The 15,086-nt window shown below is 71.7% G+C and carries 16 protein-coding genes; 11 read left to right on the top strand and 5 right to left on the bottom strand.

What is annotated here, in order from left to right:
- Positions 1-30: 30 nt before the first annotated feature.
- Positions 31-1,569: a glycoside hydrolase family 13 protein gene (locus tag Aau02nite_RS20095; RefSeq protein WP_212990051.1), complete on the top strand. Its 1,539-nt coding sequence runs from the start codon at positions 31-33 to the stop codon at positions 1,567-1,569.
- 6 nt (positions 1,570-1,575) lie between these two features.
- On the opposite strand, the gene Aau02nite_RS20090 is transcribed toward Aau02nite_RS20095, so the two are convergent.
- Complete coding sequence (locus tag Aau02nite_RS20090; RefSeq protein ID WP_212990050.1) at positions 1,576-2,421, bottom strand: helix-turn-helix domain-containing protein; 846 nt, start codon at positions 2,419-2,421, stop codon at positions 1,576-1,578.
- A gap of 83 nt (positions 2,422-2,504) precedes the next feature.
- Positions 2,505-2,759 carry a hypothetical protein gene (locus Aau02nite_RS20085; RefSeq protein ID WP_212990088.1) on the bottom strand — a complete coding sequence of 85 codons (255 nt, stop codon included), beginning with the start codon at positions 2,757-2,759 and terminating at the stop codon, positions 2,505-2,507.
- Between the two features lie 311 nt (positions 2,760-3,070).
- Between Aau02nite_RS20085 and Aau02nite_RS20080 the strand changes: the two genes are divergently transcribed.
- Positions 3,071-3,253 carry a hypothetical protein gene (locus Aau02nite_RS20080; protein ID WP_212990049.1) on the top strand — a complete coding sequence of 61 codons (183 nt, stop codon included), beginning with the start codon at positions 3,071-3,073 and terminating at the stop codon, positions 3,251-3,253.
- Between the two features lie 7 nt (positions 3,254-3,260).
- Here the strand turns inward: Aau02nite_RS20080 and Aau02nite_RS20075 are convergent, their stop codons facing one another.
- On the bottom strand, positions 3,261-4,097 hold the full coding sequence (locus Aau02nite_RS20075) for a siderophore-interacting protein (RefSeq protein ID WP_212990048.1): 837 nt from the start codon (positions 4,095-4,097) through the stop codon (positions 3,261-3,263).
- Positions 4,098-4,141: 44 nt separating this feature from the next.
- Positions 4,142-4,711, bottom strand: a complete 570-nt coding sequence (locus Aau02nite_RS20070) for a hypothetical protein (protein ID WP_212990047.1) — start codon at positions 4,709-4,711, stop codon at positions 4,142-4,144.
- A gap of 99 nt (positions 4,712-4,810) precedes the next feature.
- Between Aau02nite_RS20070 and Aau02nite_RS20065 the strand changes: the two genes are divergently transcribed.
- The 5 genes from Aau02nite_RS20065 (at position 4,811) to gabT (ending at position 10,155) form a co-directional block, all read left to right on the top strand.
- A complete protein-coding gene (locus tag Aau02nite_RS20065; RefSeq protein WP_212990046.1) occupies positions 4,811-6,049 on the top strand; it encodes an NAD(P)/FAD-dependent oxidoreductase in 1,239 nt (412 codons plus the stop codon).
- Entirely contained in the window at positions 6,046-6,234 is a 189-nt protein-coding gene (locus Aau02nite_RS20060) for a hypothetical protein (protein WP_212990045.1), read from the top strand. Before Aau02nite_RS20065 ends, Aau02nite_RS20060 begins: the two co-directional genes overlap by 4 nt.
- Before the next feature lie 35 nt (positions 6,235-6,269).
- Positions 6,270-7,328, top strand: a complete 1,059-nt coding sequence (locus tag Aau02nite_RS20055) for a lysylphosphatidylglycerol synthase transmembrane domain-containing protein (protein WP_212990044.1) — start codon at positions 6,270-6,272, stop codon at positions 7,326-7,328.
- Positions 7,329-7,428: 100 nt separating this feature from the next.
- Positions 7,429-8,868 carry a gamma-aminobutyraldehyde dehydrogenase gene (locus Aau02nite_RS20050; protein WP_212990043.1) on the top strand — a complete coding sequence of 480 codons (1,440 nt, stop codon included), beginning with the start codon at positions 7,429-7,431 and terminating at the stop codon, positions 8,866-8,868.
- Positions 8,869-8,871: 3 nt separating this feature from the next.
- Positions 8,872-10,155 carry a 4-aminobutyrate--2-oxoglutarate transaminase gene (gene gabT / locus Aau02nite_RS20045; RefSeq protein ID WP_212990042.1) on the top strand — a complete coding sequence of 428 codons (1,284 nt, stop codon included), beginning with the start codon at positions 8,872-8,874 and terminating at the stop codon, positions 10,153-10,155.
- On the opposite strand, the gene Aau02nite_RS20040 is transcribed toward gabT, so the two are convergent.
- The gene (locus tag Aau02nite_RS20040) at positions 10,129-11,328 is read right to left on the bottom strand and encodes a saccharopine dehydrogenase family protein (protein WP_212990041.1); all 1,200 of its coding nucleotides are present in this window, start codon (positions 11,326-11,328) and stop codon (positions 10,129-10,131) included. The genes gabT and Aau02nite_RS20040 overlap by 27 nt on opposite strands.
- Positions 11,329-11,604: 276 nt before the next feature.
- Here Aau02nite_RS20040 and Aau02nite_RS20035 point away from each other — a divergent pair, with 276 nt between their 5' ends.
- The 4 genes from Aau02nite_RS20035 (at position 11,605) to Aau02nite_RS20020 (ending at position 15,068) form a co-directional block, all read left to right on the top strand.
- Positions 11,605-12,060, top strand: a complete 456-nt coding sequence (locus Aau02nite_RS20035; RefSeq protein WP_246595289.1) for an Lrp/AsnC family transcriptional regulator — start codon at positions 11,605-11,607, stop codon at positions 12,058-12,060.
- The gene (locus Aau02nite_RS20030) at positions 12,057-13,427 is read left to right on the top strand and encodes an aspartate aminotransferase family protein (RefSeq protein WP_212990039.1); all 1,371 of its coding nucleotides are present in this window, start codon (positions 12,057-12,059) and stop codon (positions 13,425-13,427) included. The genes Aau02nite_RS20035 and Aau02nite_RS20030 overlap by 4 nt, the downstream gene beginning before the upstream one ends.
- Before the next feature lie 37 nt (positions 13,428-13,464).
- Positions 13,465-14,763 (top strand): NAD(P)/FAD-dependent oxidoreductase, encoded by a 1,299-nt coding sequence (locus tag Aau02nite_RS20025; RefSeq protein ID WP_212990038.1) that lies wholly within the window; start codon positions 13,465-13,467, stop codon positions 14,761-14,763.
- Between the two features lie 68 nt (positions 14,764-14,831).
- Entirely contained in the window at positions 14,832-15,068 is a 237-nt protein-coding gene (locus Aau02nite_RS20020) for a hypothetical protein (protein WP_212990037.1), read from the top strand.
- Positions 15,069-15,086: the final 18 nt, after the last annotated feature.

Genomic DNA, 15,086 nt, shown 5'->3' with positions numbered 1-15,086 from the left:
ACAGCGTCTCGGCGGGGAAACATTGTGGACATGAACGACGTCGTCTATCAAATCTACCCGCGCTCCTACGCCGACGCCGGCGGCGACGGCGTCGGTGACCTGCCCGGCATCACCGCACGGCTGGACCACGTCGCCGGACTCGGCGCCGGGGCGGTCTGGCTGACGCCCTTTCAGCGCTCACCGCAGGCCGACCACGGCTACGACGTCAGCGACTACACCGACGTCGACCCCCTCTTCGGCGACCTCGCCGCGTTCGACGCCCTGCTGGCGCGCGCCCACGAGCTCGGCCTGCGCGTGATCATCGACGTAGTGCCCAACCACTGCTCTGCCGCGCATCCTCTGTTCCGAGCCGCGCTGGCCGCCACGCCCGGCAGCCCGGCCCGCGCACGGTTCCACTTCGCCGACGGCCGCGGACCGGGCGGCACCGAGCCCCCGAACAACTGGCCCAGCGTCTTCGGCGGACCGGCCTGGACCCGCATCACCGAACCCGACGGCCGCCCCGGGCAGTGGTACCTGCACCTGTACGCGCCGGAGCAGCCCGACTGGAACTGGCGCGACCCACGGACCGCGCCGTTCTTCGCCGACGTGCTGCGCTTCTGGTTCGACCGCGGCGTCGACGGCCTGCGCATCGACGTGGCCCACGGCCTGTTCAAGGCCCCGGGCCTGCCCGACCTGCCCGCCGGCGTGATCCCCGAACCGGGGCGGCTGCGCGGCAACCCCCTCGCCTGTGATCAGGAGGAGGTGCACCACGTCTACCGGCAGTGGCGGCGCCTGGCCGACTCGTACGACCCACCCCGGCAACTGATCGGCGAGGTCAACCTGACCCCGGACCGCGCGGCCCGGTACGTCCGTCCGGATGAGCTACACCAGGCGTTCGCGTTCGCCTTCGTGACGGCGCCGTGGGACCCGCATGCCTGGCTGGCCGCCGGCACCGACCTGCTGGCGCACGCGGCGGGCACGGCCCCGGTGACCTGGGTGGCCGAGAACCACGACGTGGTGCGCGCCCCGACGCGCTACGGCACCACGGCCCGCGCCCGCGCCGCGATCCTCGCTGTGCTGGCCCTGCCCGGCTCCGCCTATCTCTACCAGGGGCAGGAGTTGGGGCTGCCCGAGGTCGACGTGCCGGTGGCGGCAAGGCAGGACCCGGCCTGGATCCGGGCCGGCTTCTCCCGTGACGGCTGCCGCGTGCCCGTGCCGTGGTCGCTCGACCCGGCGGGTGCGTACGGCTTCTCCCCGGCCGGCGCTCAGCCGCCGTGGCTGCCGGTCCCGGTGGGGTGGGGTGATCTGTCGGTCGAGGCTCAAGAGGCCGATCCGGGGTCCACTCTGCAGCTGACGCGGCGGGCGGTGGAGTTGCGGCGCTTCCTGCCGGCCGAGGACACCGTCCGGTGGTCGGTGCGGGAGGACGGGCTGCTGCTGGCCCGGCGCGGGTGCGGGGTCACGCTCGCCGTGGCCATGGGGGAGGGTGATGCGCGGCTGCCGGAGGGGGACGTGCTGCTGGCCAGTGGCCCGATCGCGGGGGACGGCCTGCTCCCCCGCGACACCGCGGCCTGGCTTCGCACCTCGCGGTAAGACGAGTCAGGACTGCGGATTTCGCGGTCTCTGCAGCATGTCGATGTAGAGATTCTGGTACCTGTCCAGGACAGGCTCGATGTCAGTGGCGCTTTCTTCGAGGATGTCGAGGACCCGGCGGTAGCTCTCCACATCCCTGCGGCTTCGAGAGGTCAGACCGGTGTTGTAGAGGTCGACAACGACGAGCTTGTCGTCGATCACCGTGAATCCGTGCTGGAGTGGCAGCCCGGCCGGCGCGCCGTCGAGGATGACGGCGATCTTCACATTCGAATGCCGGGCGGCCGTTTCGCGCAGGTGGGCGATCTGGGCCAGCATCTCGACAGGCGAAAAGATCCGGCGCTTCAGCGCGGCTTCACCCAGCAGGAACTGGAACGACTTGGAGTGGTCGGCGAGGACCTCCTGCCGTTTGACCCGAGCCGAGACCGCAGCCAGTACCGCCGACTCGGTGAGGTCGTCTCCGACGTGCGGGATGCTCCGAAACGACTCGAAGACCGCCTTGGCATAGCCACTGGTCTGGAGTGGACCGGGCACCAGAGCCGGTTCGAAGGACCGCACAGTGGTCGCTGCGGATTCCCAGTCGGCCAACGTCTTCTGTTGGGCGACTCGCCCCATCGAAGCTGGGCGCCAATCGGTCATCTTGTCGTGTGAACGTTCGGCGCGATCCATCAGCGCCCGGGCCTGCTGCTCATCCAACCCGAGGGCACGGGCGATGATGCCTACGTCCCGCGGGTCAGGCACACTCTGTCCGCGCTCGATGCGCGAGATCTTGGGTTGACTCATCTTGACCTGCGCGGCCAACTGAGCACCGGTCAACCCCTTGGCCCGGCGCATGCGCGCCAAGGCTGCGCCCACTGCCTCACCCTCAGCCTCGGGGGTGCCGGACGTCGTTGGCATCCTGGGCACCCCCTCCGCTGCGGGTCGTGGATGTGATTGGTTCAAGAAAGATTACGAGCGGCCTCGGTCAGAAGAGCGAGCGGGATCTCTACCAAGATCTCCCCGTCGGGCAGTTCGACGCCGGCGCGTTCGGCCGATACGGCGTAACCCTGCACCACCAAGGTGCCGGACTCACTCGCATAGACCGTCGGACAAGAACCTGCGGTACACAGGTTCGCTACGGGCCGTAGCGGAGCGAACGTCGACTGCCGAGCATCGGGCTGGTCGCCGCCAGCGTCCAGGAAGGTTTTATTCACCAGCGGATAGTAATCGAGTTAACGGGTTTCAGAAGCAGAACGACACACTCAAGTGGACGACCAGCAGTTTTACTCACTAAAGTCTTGCAAGTTGTCCACAAGAGTCATAGCAGGGAGCCGCCTGCCAGCCTGCTACCTAGCAAATTATACAGATGGATTTCGCGTTTGGTGAATGAAAGTGGAAATTCACCCGCCTTGAATAGATGCTAAGAGTAGTCGCTTCGACACTCTTGGTGGTTGCCATGATCGACAGGTCTGCACCGATTCCCCCGCTCCCGTCCGGGCCACCGGCTTCTCCCCACCGGCCGAGCGTGCCGCGCTGGGTATGGGTGGTGCTCATGCTGCTCACCGCGGGGATCATCGGGGGCGTCGCCGGACTGCTGTCGCACGCGGCCGGAAACAACATCCCCGCCGCCATACTCACCGGCGGCGGGGCCTTCGCCGGCACCGTTGCCCTCCTCCTGGCGATCGCCCACTACGCCGGCGCGGAGTGACAGCGGATCAGCTCGCCGCGGGTTCCTGCTCGCGTTCGACCTGCTGGTTCCATTCGCGCTTGGTCGACTGCCAGCCGTCCTCGTTCAGGCCGCGCCGCCAGTAGCCCGAGATGGACAGCTGCGTCATCGGCAGGCCGCGCTCCACCCGCAGCAGGGCGCGCAGATCCTTGACGAACGTCGCCTCGCCGTGGACGAACGCGTGCACCTCACCCGGCGGGAAGGTGAGAGCACGGACCGCCTCGACCAGCGCCTCGCCCACCGGCCGGCCGTCGCGGTGCAGCCAGGTGATCTCGGCGTCCGCCGGGGTCTCCAGCTTCTGCTCCTCGGCCGCGTCCGCCACCTCGATGAACGCCCGCACCGGCGCCCCGGACGGCATGCCCTCCAGCGCCGCCGAGATCGCCGGCAGGGCGCTCTCGTCGCCGGCCAGCAGGTGCCAGCCGGCGGCCGGGTTCGGCGTGTAGCCGCCGCCCGGGCCCATGAAGCGGACCGGGTCGCCGACCTGCGCCGCGACGGCCCACGGGCCGGCGACGCCCTCGTCGCCGTGCACGACGAAGTCGAGCCACAGCTCGGGGACTTCGGGACGCCAGCGGCGCACCGTGTACGTGCGGACCAGCGGCTGCTGCTCGCGGGGCAGCGTCTCGCGGATCACGGCGAGGTCGAACGGTTCCGGGTACGCGACCCCGGGCCGCGGGAACAGGATCTTGACGTAGTGGTCGGTGTACGCGCCGGCGCTGAGCCCGCTCAGGCCGGCCCCGCCCACCACGATGCGGACCATGTGCGGCGTGAGCTGCTCGACCCGGGTGACTTCCCCGATCGTGGCCGCCCGGACAGGCCTGTTCGCCATGACAACACTTCCCCACTGAGGTCTCGGTCCGGGTAAGGCTACCCTTACGAACCGACCGGCCGGTGCTGTCCGGTGGTGAGACGCTCGTCGCGCGACAGCGCCAGCGGCAGCAGCGCCACCAGGACCAGCACCGCGCCGAGCGGCAGCAGGTCCAGGTTGACGCCGATCGCGGCGAAGCCCACCAGCACCAGCACCGGGCTCCAGACCGGCAGGCGGCGGGCCAGGACCAGCCGGACCAGCAGGATCAGCAGCCCGATCTGGAACAGCGCCGGACCGATCAGCTCCAGCGCGTCCGGCAGCGGCGCGGCCGAGCGGAAGTCCGCCGAGAGGTCCCCGGTGATGACCCAGAGGAAGCAGACGGCGCCGAACAGGGTGGCGACCGTGGCCGCCTCGACCAGCACCCGTGGCGCCGTCGCGGCGGGACGGTCCAGGCCGCGCAGCGCGACGGCCAGTACGGCGAACAGCACGATGGCGGCGAAGAAGGCGACGTGGCCGACGTCCCAGGCCGGGCCGTTGTGCCGGTCGCCGTCGAGGCCGTCGACCACCCGCAGCAGCCCGTAGACGACCATGAGCGCCGGCGCGCCGAGGGCACAGATCCTGACGAGTCTCGGCATGGGTTTCAGCCTGCCGCCGGGCGCCCCGGGCTCACATCGGGGAATGACCCCGACACGACCCGGAGAGTCGTGGGAAGGTGTCCGCAAAGGAGGGTGCTGATGCCCGGGGACCGTACGTTCGTCATCGCCGGCGCCGGACTGGCCGGTGCGAGAGCCGCCGAGACCCTGCGCGCGGAAGGCTTCACCGGCCGGGTCGCGCTCATCGGCAGCGAGCCCGAGATCCCGTACGAGCGGCCGCCGTTGTCCAAGGGCCTGCTGCTCGGCACGGCCCAGCGGGACGACGCCTACGTGCACGACCGGGACTGGTACGCCGGGCACGACGTGGACCTGCGGACCGCCACCACGATCAGCGCCATCGACGCGGAGAAGCACCGGGTCCGCCTCTCCGACGGTGACGACCTCGCGTACGACAAACTGCTGCTGGCCACCGGCGCCTCGCCGCGGACCCTGAGTGTGCCCGGCACCGGCCTCGGCAACGTGTTCTCGCTGCGTACCCTGGCCGACTCGGACCGGATCGCCGGGGCCGTGAACGGCGCCACCCACCTCGTGGTCGTCGGATCCGGCTGGATCGGCCTGGAGGTCGCCGCGGCGGCGCGCCTGCGCGGCGCCACCGTGACCGTGGTGACGCCGGCCGAGCTGCCGCTGCGGGCGGTGCTCGGCGACCGCCTGGCGGAAGTCTTCCTCGGCCTGCACCGCGAGCACGGTGTCGACTTCCGATTCGGCGCGCGGGTGCAGGAGCTGCGCGGCGGGCCGGACGTGGCCCAGGTCGTGCTGGCCGGCGGTGCGACCGTCAACGCCGATGTCGTGCTGGTGGCCATCGGCGTCACGCCGAACACCGGCCTGGCCGACCAGGCCCGGCTTCCGGTCGACAACGGCGTGCTCGTCGACCGGCAGCTACGCACCGCCGATCCGGACATCTTCGCGGCCGGAGACGTCGCCAACGTCGACCATCCCCTGCTGCGGTCCCGGATCCGCGTCGAGCACTGGGACACGGCCCGGCACTCCGGGCCGGTCGCCGCCCGGGCGATGCTGGGCCGCGACGCCGAGTGGGACCGGCTGCCGTACTTCTTCACCGACCAGTACGACCTGGGCATGGAGTACGCCGGCTGGGTGCCGCCCGGGACGGAGGCCCAGGTGGTGATCCGCGGTGACGAGCGCGGGCGGGAGTTCATCGCCTTCCGGACCGTCGACGGCCGGGTCGCCGCCGGGATGAACGTCAACGTGTGGGACGTGACCGAGCAGATCCAGGAGCTGGTCCGGGCCGGGCTGCGGGGACGTACCGTCGATCCGGTCCGGCTGGCCGACCCGGACGTCGCGCTGACGGAGGTGTTCGCATGAGTGAGGCCCTGGACCGGCTGCGCCGCTGGGAGGAGTCCGGCGCGACCTGGCGGGTGCTGGTCCGCACCCCGGACTCGGTGGAGATCGCGCTGCTCTCCTGCGACGCGGGTGAGGAGATGGACCGGCTGCGCACCGCCGACCCGGCAGTACTGGAGCACGTCGACGCCCGGCCGCAGCAGGAGTAACGCCCGGGCTGGACGTCGTTTGCGAAGATCGGGCGATGTCGCGTCCGCCGTCCGAGGTGCGGGAGCGCCCGGCGGCGGTTGCCCCCCGTGCGGGCGTTCCGCGGTGGGTGCGTCTCGCCGCGATCGGTGTCGCGGTCGTCGTGCTGGCGGCGATCGGTCTGCGCGGGCGGCTGCCGGACCCGCGTGAGTTCCTGGCCGCCCTGGCCGGTGCGGACTATGGCTGGATCGCGCTCGCGGCTGCCCTGCAGGTCGTCTCGCTCGCGGCGTTCGCGTTCCAGCAGCAGCACCTGCTGGCCAACCTGGGGGTCCGGCTGCGGGTGCGGCGGATCATGGCCATCACGCTGGCCCGGTCGGCGCTGTCGATCAGCCTGCCCGCCGGGGCCGCGGTGTCCACCGCCTACGCGATCCGGGAGTACCAGAAGGCCGGGGTGTCCCGGCGGGTCGGCGCCGCGTCCGCGGTCGTGTCCGGGCTGGCCTCCATCGGCGGCCTCACCCTGCTCTACGTGGCCGGTGGCGCCGGGGTCGTGGCGCGCGACCCGCAGGCGTACCTGAGCTGGCGCCCGCTCGTGGTGGTCGCCGCGATCGCCGCGCTCACCACGGCCGGTGTCGTGCTCGGGCGCCGGTACGCGGCCCGGCCGGAGCGCGCTCCCGCCGGCGCGGGCCCGCTGCGGGGCAGCCGGGCCGGGCGGCGCGTCGCCCGGCTGCTGAGCTCGGCCCGCGGCGCCTGGCGGGCCGGCGCCGGGCTGCGGGTGCGCGACTGGGCGACGGCCCTGCTGTACGCGGCGGTGAACTGGCTGACCGATCTGCTCTGCCTGGCCGCGGCGGCCCGGGCGCTGGGCCTGCCGGTGGGCGTGACCACGCTGGCCGGAATCTACCTCGGTGTGCAGATCGTGCGGCAGGTGCCGCTGACCCCGGGCGGGGTCGGCGTGGTCGAGACCGCGCTCGTCGCCGGGCTCACCGCGACCGGGGCGACCGCGATCAGCGCGGCCGCCGCCGTGCTGGTCTACCGGCTGCTCTCCTGCTGGCTGATCATCCCGGCCGGGGGTGCCGCGGCCCTCGCGCTGCGCCGGGCGACCACGGTGCCGGTGCGATAGGCCCGGCGATCGCCACGGAAACAGTGATCGCGGGTCTTGTCTGCTGCGGATTCGGTGAAAAGATGTCTCCGCGAGGCGTGATATCTCTGCGGGAGGCCCGATGAGCACCACCAAGCGCGTGCTGAGCAACTTCATCGACGGGGCGGCGGCCGAACCGGCCGACGGCCGGTACGAGGACCTGATCGACCCGTCCACGGGTGAGGTCTTCGCGGCCGCGCCGGTGTCCGGGCCGGCCGACGTCGACCGGGCGATGCGGGCGGCGGCGACCGCGTTCGACAAGTGGCGCGACACCACACCGAGCGACCGGCAGCGGGCGTTGCTGCGGTTCGCCGACGCGGTGGAGGCCCGGGCCGACGAGCTGGTGGCCGCCGAGTCGCAGAACACCGGCAAGCCGCTCGGACTGACCGCCAGCGAGGAGCTGCCGCCGGCCGTCGACCAGATCCGCTTCTTCGCCGGCGCCGCCCGGCTGCTCGAGGGCCGCTCCGCCGGGGAGTATCTGACCGGCTACGAAAGCTATGTGCGGCGCGAGCCGGTGGGCGTGTGCGCCCAGGTCACGCCGTGGAACTACCCGCTGATGATGGCGGTGTGGAAGTTCGCCCCGGCTCTCGCCGCGGGCAACACGGTGGTGCTCAAGCCCGCGGACACCACGCCGGTCACCACGGTCATGCTGGCCGAGATCGCCGCCGAGTTCCTGCCGCCGGGCGTGTTCAACGTCGTGGTCGGTGACCGTGACACCGGGCGGGCGCTGGTCGCGCATCCGACGCCGCGGATGGTGTCGATCACCGGATCGGTGCGGGCCGGCATGGAGGTGGCCTCGGCCGCCTCGGCCGACCTCAAGCGCACCCACCTCGAGCTGGGCGGCAAGGCGCCGGTGGTGATCTTCGACGACGCCGACATCGAGGCGGCGGCCGCAGCCATCGCCGAGGCGGGCTACTTCAACGCCGGTCAGGACTGCACCGCCGCGACCCGGGTGCTGGCCGCGCCCGGCGTCTACACCGACTTCGTGGCCGCCCTGGCCGAGCAGGCCCGCGGCACCCGCACCGGCGCGCCGGACGACGAGGACGTGCTCTACGGCCCGCTGAACAACGCCCGGCAGCTGGACCGGGTGGGCGGCTTCATCGACCGGCTGCCCGACCATGCCGGACTGGAGGCCGGCGGCGCCCGGGTCGGCGAGCGCGGCTACTTCTACTCCCCCACGGTCGTCTCCGGCCTGAAGCAGACCGACGAGATCATCCAGGACGAGGTGTTCGGGCCGGTCATCTCCGTGCAGCGCTTCACCGACGAGGACGAGGCGGTGGCCTGGGCCAACGGCGTCGAGTACGGCCTGGCCTCGTCGGTGTGGACCCGCGACCACGGCCGGGCGATGCGGATGACCCGGCGGCTGGACTTCGGCTGCGTCTGGGTCAACTGCCACATCCCGCTGGTCGCGGAGATGCCGCACGGCGGCTTCAAGCACTCCGGGCACGGCAAGGACCTCTCCGTGTACGGCCTGGAGGACTACACCAGGATCAAGCACGTGATGCACAGTCTCGAGGGCTGAGCCATGGGTTCGGAGGAGCTACACAAGCGCCGCCACGCCGCCGTCGCGCGGGGTGTCACCTCGATGGTGTCGTCCTACGTGGACCATGCGGCCGGTGGGAGCCTGCACGACGTCGACGGCCGGGAGTGGATCGACTTCGGCTCCGGCATCGCGGTGACCAGCGTCGGCAACGCGGCGCCGCGGGTGGTCGCCGCCGTCCGCGAGCAGGTCGAGCGGTTCACCCACACCTGCTTCATGGTGACGCCGTACGAGTCGTACGTGGCGGTGTGCGAGCAGCTGGCCGCTTTGACCCCGGGACGGTTCGACAAGCGGGCGGCGCTGTTCAACTCCGGCGCCGAGGCGGTGGAGAACGCGGTCAAGGTGGCCCGGCACGCGACCGGCCGGCAGGCGGTGGTGGTGTTCGACCACGCGTATCACGGGCGGACCAACCTGACGATGGCGCTGACCGCGAAGTCGATGCCGTACAAGCACCGGTTCGGGCCGTTCGCGCCGGAGGTCTACCGGGCCCCGATGTCGTACCCGTTGCGCGACTGCGGCCTGTCCGGGCCGGACGCGGCGGCCCGGGCCATCGACGTGATCTCCAAGCAGGTCGGGGCGGCCAACGTGGCCGCGGTGCTGATCGAGCCGATCCAGGGTGAGGGCGGTTTCGTGGTGCCCGCACCGGGCTTCCTGCCGGCTCTGGCCGCCTGGCCCCGCGAGGCCGGGGCGGTGTTCATCGCCGACGAGGTGCAGACCGGCTTCTGCCGCACCGGCTCCTGGTTCGCCTGCGCCGACGAGGGGGTGGAGCCGGACCTGGTGACCACGGCCAAGGGCATGGCCGGCGGGCTGCCGCTGGCCGGCGTGGTCGGGCGGGCCGAGCTGATGGACGCGGTGCACCCGGGCGGGCTGGGCGGCACGTACGGCGGCAACCCGATCGCCTGCGCCGCCGCGCTGGCCACCGTCGAGACCATGCAGGAGCTCGATCTCAACGCCGCCGCCAAGCGGATCGAGGCGCAGTTCATGCTGCGCCTGACCGCCCTCGCGATGAGCGACCCGGGCATCGCCGAGGTGCGCGGGCGGGGCGCGATGCTGGCGATCGAGCTGGTCAAGCCGGGCTCGCTGGAACCGGACCCGCTGCGCACGGCGGCGGTGGCGCGGGCCTGTCACGGTGCCGGGCTGCTGGTGCTGACCTGCGGCACCTACGCCAACGTGCTGCGTTTCCTGCCGCCGCTGGTCATCTCCGAGGAGCAGATCGCGCGGGGCCTGGACATCCTGGCGGAGTCACTGCTCGCGCAGCTGCCAGGGTGAGCCGTAGGCGGTGAGCAGGTCGAGGAAGGGGACGGCGTCGAAGGCCTCCGGGCCCAGGACGCCGGTCCCCTGCCAGGCGCCGGTGGCGAGCAGTTCGAGGGCGACGATCGGGTTGACGGCGGTCTGCCAGACGACGGCCTGGGAGCCGTACTCGCGCATGGACCAGGCGTTGTCGACGACGTGGTAGAGGTACACCGAGCGGGGCCGGCCGTCCAGGCCCGTGCCGGTGACCAGGGTGCCCGCGCAGGTGCTGCCGGTCATCCGGTCGCCGAGCCCGGCCGGGTCGGGCAGGCAGGCCGCCACCACGTCGCGCGGTGACACCGAGACGCCGCCGACGCGCACCGGCGCCGTACGGTCCAGGCCCAGCTTGTGCAGGGTCTTGAGCACGTCGATGAACTCCTTGCCCAGCCCGTACTTGAAGGTCACCCGCTGGGCGTCGACCCAGCGCGGGATGAGCAGCACCTCCTCGTGCTCGACGTGCACGCATTCCACCTCGCCGATGCCGCCGGGGAAGTCGAAGATCTCCGGCTCGCTCAGCGGCTCGGTAGTGAACCAGCCGCGGCCGGCCTCCCAGATCACCGGCGGGTTGAGGCACTCCTCGATGGTCGTCCAGACCGAGAACGAGGGGGCGAAGTCGTAGCCGGCCACGACGAGGTTGCCGCCGTCGCGGATGCCGATCTCGTCGATGCGGGAGAAGAGGTGGTCGGCCGCGTACCGGGCGAAGACGTCGGACAGGCCGGGCTCCACGCCCATGCCGACCAGCGCCAGCCGCCCGGCGTCGAGCCAGCGGCCGGCCGCGGCGAATTGCTCGTCGCCGAGCTTGACACCGGTCCGGCTGAACGGCTCCTCGGCGTGCGGGCGTGACAGCGACATCGCCATGTCGAGGTAGTGGGCGCCGGCCTGGTACGCACCGTCGAAGATCGGCATGACGAACCGCGGGTCGACCGCGTTCAGCACGTGGGTGATGGCGTGCTCGCGGCAGAGCTCGGCCACCGCCGCGGCCGAGGAGGCGTCTACCTGGGCGGCGAGGAACCCTTCGTGCCCGGCCACCGCGGCGCGGGCCCGTTGCGGGTCGTAGTCGGCGACCACGAAGGCTTCGTAGAAGTCGCGGCGGGCAGCGATCCCGACGGCGGCCGCGCCGACCCCTCCGGCCCCGACGAGCAGTACGCGCATGGCATGCCTCTCCACAAAAGGTGCGCTCGTCACATGAAAACGTGTGCCGATCACGGTATCGCGACGGAAACACTTGTCAATGGGCCGAGATTCTGCGATAAACGCAGCAGCAGGGTTCGTCCCCCACCCCCGGGAAGCCACCTCATGACAGTCACCGCACCGCCCCGGCGGCCGCTCCACAGAGCACGGTCCGCCCCGCCACGGATTCGCGGGAGTGTCCGGAATGCGCCGACGGATTCCGTTGCCATCCGCCGCACTGCACGCCAGAATCGCTGCGTGACGGACCTGGCGCTGGACGACGTGAACAAGCAGATCATCGAGCACCTGCAGCGGGACGGACGGATGTCCTACGCCGGGCTGGCGAAGATCATCGGGCTGTCCGAGGCAGCCGTGCGCCAGCGCGTGCAGCGCCTGCTGGACGGCGGGATGATGCAGATCGTCGCGGTGACCGACCCGCTGATGCTGGGCTTCGCCCGGCAGGCCATGGTCGGCGTCAAGTGCGTCGGTGACATGCGCGCCATCGCCGAGCAGCTGGCCGCCATCCCCGAGGTCGACTACGTGGTGATCTGCGCCGGCGGCTACGACCTGCTGGTCGAGCTCGTCTGCACCGACGACGAGCACCTGCTGACGCTGCTCAACGAAGCCATCCGCGCGGTGCCCGGCGTCACCGGCACCGAGACGTTCATGTACCTGAAGCTGGCCAAACAGACCTACGCATGGGGGACACGATGACCGAGGATCTGTCCGGGTCCGCCCGGGACCACCTGTGGATGCACTTCACCCGGATGTCGTCGTACACCGGGGCGCAGGCCAGCGAGGTGCCGGTGATCGTGCGCGGCTCCGGGCCGTACATCTGGGACCAGAACGGCAAGCGCTACCTGGACGGGCTCTCCGGGCTGTTCGTGGTGCAGGCCGGGCACGGCCGCGGCGAGCTGGCCGACGCCGCCGCGAAGCAGGCGTCCGAGCTGGCCTACTTCCCGCTGTGGTCCTACGCGCACCCGACCGCCGTCGAGCTGTCCGAACGGCTGGCCGGGCTGGCCCCCGGCGACCTCAACCGGGTCTTCTTCACCACCGGCGGATCCGAGGCGGTGGAGAGCGCGTGGAAACTGGCCCGCAGCTACTTCAAGCTGACCGGCAAGCCGATGAAGACCAAGGCCATCTCGCGGTCCATCGCCTACCACGGCACCACCATGGGCGCGCTGTCGCTGACCGGGCTGCCGCTGATCAAGCAGGAGTTCGAGCCGCTGGTGCCGGGCGCGATCAAGGTGCCCAACACCAACTACTACCGCCGCCCGGACGAGTCGATGAGCGAGGAGCAGTTCGGCATCTGGGCCGCCGACCGCATCGCCGAGGCCATCGAGTTCGAGGGCCCGGACACCGTGGCCTGCGTGTTCCTCGAACCGGTGCAGAACGCCGGCGGCTGTTTCCCGCCGCCGGCCGGCTACTTCCAGCGGGTCCGCGAGATCTGCGACCGCTACGACGTGCTGCTCGTCTCCGACGAGGTGATCTGCGCGTTCGGCCGGCTCGGTGAGTACTTCGGCGCGAACCGGTTCGGCTACACCCCCGACATCATCACCTGTGCCAAGGGCCTGACCTCCGGGTACGTGCCGCTGGGGGCGATGATCGCGTCCGAGCGCCTGGTCGCGCCGTTCCTGCAGGGCGCGAACTCGTTCTCGCACGGCGTCACCTTCGGCGGGCACCCGGTCGCCTCCGCGGTCGCGCTGGCCAACCTCGACATCTTCGAGCGCGAGGACCTCAACGGCCACGTCCGGGCCAATTCGGCGCTGTTCCGGTCCTATCTGGAGCGGCTCAACGACCTGCCGATCGTCGGTGACGTCCGCGGCGACGGCTATTTCTTCGGCATCGAGCTGGTCAAGGACAAGGCGACCAAGGAGACGTTCGACGCCGACGAGTCCGAGCGGCTGCTGCGCGGCTTCCTGTCCCGGGCACTGTTCGAGGCCGGCCTGTACTGCCGCGCCGACGACCGGGGCGATCCGGTCATCCAGCTCGCTCCTCCGCTGATCTGCGAGGAGGAGCACTTCGCCGAGATCGAGCACGCCCTGCGCGGAGTGCTGACCGAGGCGTGGGCCCGGCTCTGAGTCCACCCGCGGCGGAAAACCCATGCAAGGACGTTCCATGAGCGCCTCATACTGGCTGGCCGCCCTAGGGGAGCCCGCGGCGGCGCGGCCCTCGTTGCCGGGCGACCGAGAGGTGGACGTCGCCATCGTCGGCGCCGGGTATACGGGGTTGTGGACGGCGTACTACCTGGCCCGGGCCGACCCGTCGCTGCGGATCGCGGTCATCGAGGCGCAGTACGCGGGCTTCGGCGCCTCCGGCCGTAACGGTGGCTGGTGTTCCGGGCTGTTCCCCGTCGGCGTGGGTGCGCTGGCCCGGCAGCACGGCCGGGAGCAGGCGGTGGCCATGCACCGGGCGCTGGCCGAGACGGTGGACGAGGTGGGCCGCACCGCCGCGGCCGAGGGCATCGACTGCTCCTACGCCAAGGGCGGCACGGTCGCGCTCGCCCGGTCCGCCGCCCAGCTGCGCCGGGCCGAAGCCGAGGCGGCCGAGGCGCAGGAGTACGGCCTGGACGTGACCCTCCTTGACGCCGCCGCGGCGCGGGAGAAGTGCGGCGCCTCCGGCGTGCTCGGCGGCACGTTCAGCCCGGACTGCGCCTCGGTGCAGCCGGCGGCCCTGGTCCGCGGGCTGGCCGCGGCGGTCGAACGCCACGGCGTCGCGATCTACGAGGGCACCAGGGCGCTGCGGCTGTCGCGCGGCGCGGTGCTGACCGACCACGGCACGGTACGCGCGGACGTGGTGGTCCGGGCATTGGAGGGCTACACGGCCGCGCTGGCCGGGCACCGCCGCACCCTGGCCCCGGTGTACTCGCTGATGATCGCCACCGAGCCGCTGCCCGCCGCGGCCTGGGAACGCATCGGCCTGGCCCGGCGCGAGACGTTCACCGACCACCGGCACCTCATCGTCTACGGCCAGCGGACCGCCGACGACCGGCTGGCGTTCGGCGGACGGGGGGCGCCGTACCACTTCGGCTCGCGGGTGCGCCCGGCGTACGACCGGGAGCCCGGCGTCTTCGCGGCGCTGCGCAAGGCCCTGACCGAGCTGTTCGGCATCGACCCGCCGATCGCGTACCGCTGGGGCGGGCCGCTCGCCATCCCCCGCGACTGGATGCCGTCGGTCGGTCTCGCCGACGGCCTGGCCTGGGCCGGCGGCTACGTCGGCGACGGCGTCGCCGCGGCCAACCTGGCCGGGCGCACCCTGGCCGACCTGATCACCGGTACGGACACCGAGCGCACCCGGCTGCCGTGGACCGGGCACCGCTCCCGCGCCTGGGAGCCGGAGCCCCTGCGCTGGCTCGGCATCAACGCCGCCCTGCGCGGGACAGCCCTGCGCGACGCCTGGGAAATCGCCCGGAGATAAGGGTCCCGATCGCCGCGACCCGGCCGATGGGCTGGCCCGACAGTCAGCGACGACGACAGGGGTTCACCATGGCAGTGGAGGCCATCGGCTCGACGGGGTCCAGCACGCCCAGCGCCCGCACCGAGTTCCAGCGCATCCAGCTGAAGCTGGCCGAGGACCTGGCGGCGAAGGCGGCCGAGAAGGTCGCGGCCAAGGACAAGGCGGTCCTCACCCGGACCGAGGAGGAGTCCCTGCAGGAACGTCAGACGACCAGCAAGACCCTGGACATCGGGCAGCTCGGCAGCGCGCTCAACCTGATCATCTGACGCCGCGGCGGCGACCCT

The organism is Actinoplanes auranticolor (assembly GCF_018332655.1).
In the GTDB taxonomy this organism is placed as follows: Bacteria; Actinomycetota; Actinomycetes; order Mycobacteriales; family Micromonosporaceae; genus Actinoplanes; species Actinoplanes auranticolor.
This window is presented reverse-complemented; position numbering and strand designations above follow the sequence as displayed.

What these genes read in the sequence shown, in the direction of transcription:
- Aau02nite_RS20030 (WP_212990039.1), top strand. Translation starts at nt 12,057, where the DNA reads ATGACCGAGGATCTGTCCGGGTCCGCCCGGGACCACCTGTGGATGCAC.
- Aau02nite_RS20060 (WP_212990045.1), top strand. Translation starts at nt 6,046, where the DNA reads ATGAGTGAGGCCCTGGACCGGCTGCGCCGCTGGGAGGAGTCCGGCGCG.
- Aau02nite_RS20040 (WP_212990041.1), bottom strand. Translation starts at nt 11,328, where the DNA reads ATGCGCGTACTGCTCGTCGGGGCCGGAGGGGTCGGCGCGGCCGCCGTC.
- Aau02nite_RS20065 (WP_212990046.1), top strand. Translation starts at nt 4,811, where the DNA reads ATGCCCGGGGACCGTACGTTCGTCATCGCCGGCGCCGGACTGGCCGGT.
- Aau02nite_RS20075 (WP_212990048.1), bottom strand. Translation starts at nt 4,097, where the DNA reads ATGGCGAACAGGCCTGTCCGGGCGGCCACGATCGGGGAAGTCACCCGG.
- Aau02nite_RS20055 (WP_212990044.1), top strand. Translation starts at nt 6,270, where the DNA reads ATGTCGCGTCCGCCGTCCGAGGTGCGGGAGCGCCCGGCGGCGGTTGCC.
- Aau02nite_RS20070 (WP_212990047.1), bottom strand. Translation starts at nt 4,711, where the DNA reads ATGCCGAGACTCGTCAGGATCTGTGCCCTCGGCGCGCCGGCGCTCATG.
- Aau02nite_RS20095 (WP_212990051.1), top strand. Translation starts at nt 31, where the DNA reads ATGAACGACGTCGTCTATCAAATCTACCCGCGCTCCTACGCCGACGCC.
- Aau02nite_RS20025 (WP_212990038.1), top strand. Translation starts at nt 13,465, where the DNA reads ATGAGCGCCTCATACTGGCTGGCCGCCCTAGGGGAGCCCGCGGCGGCG.
- gabT (WP_212990042.1), top strand. Translation starts at nt 8,872, where the DNA reads ATGGGTTCGGAGGAGCTACACAAGCGCCGCCACGCCGCCGTCGCGCGG.
- Aau02nite_RS20020 (WP_212990037.1), top strand. Translation starts at nt 14,832, where the DNA reads ATGGCAGTGGAGGCCATCGGCTCGACGGGGTCCAGCACGCCCAGCGCC.
- Aau02nite_RS20050 (WP_212990043.1), top strand. Translation starts at nt 7,429, where the DNA reads ATGAGCACCACCAAGCGCGTGCTGAGCAACTTCATCGACGGGGCGGCG.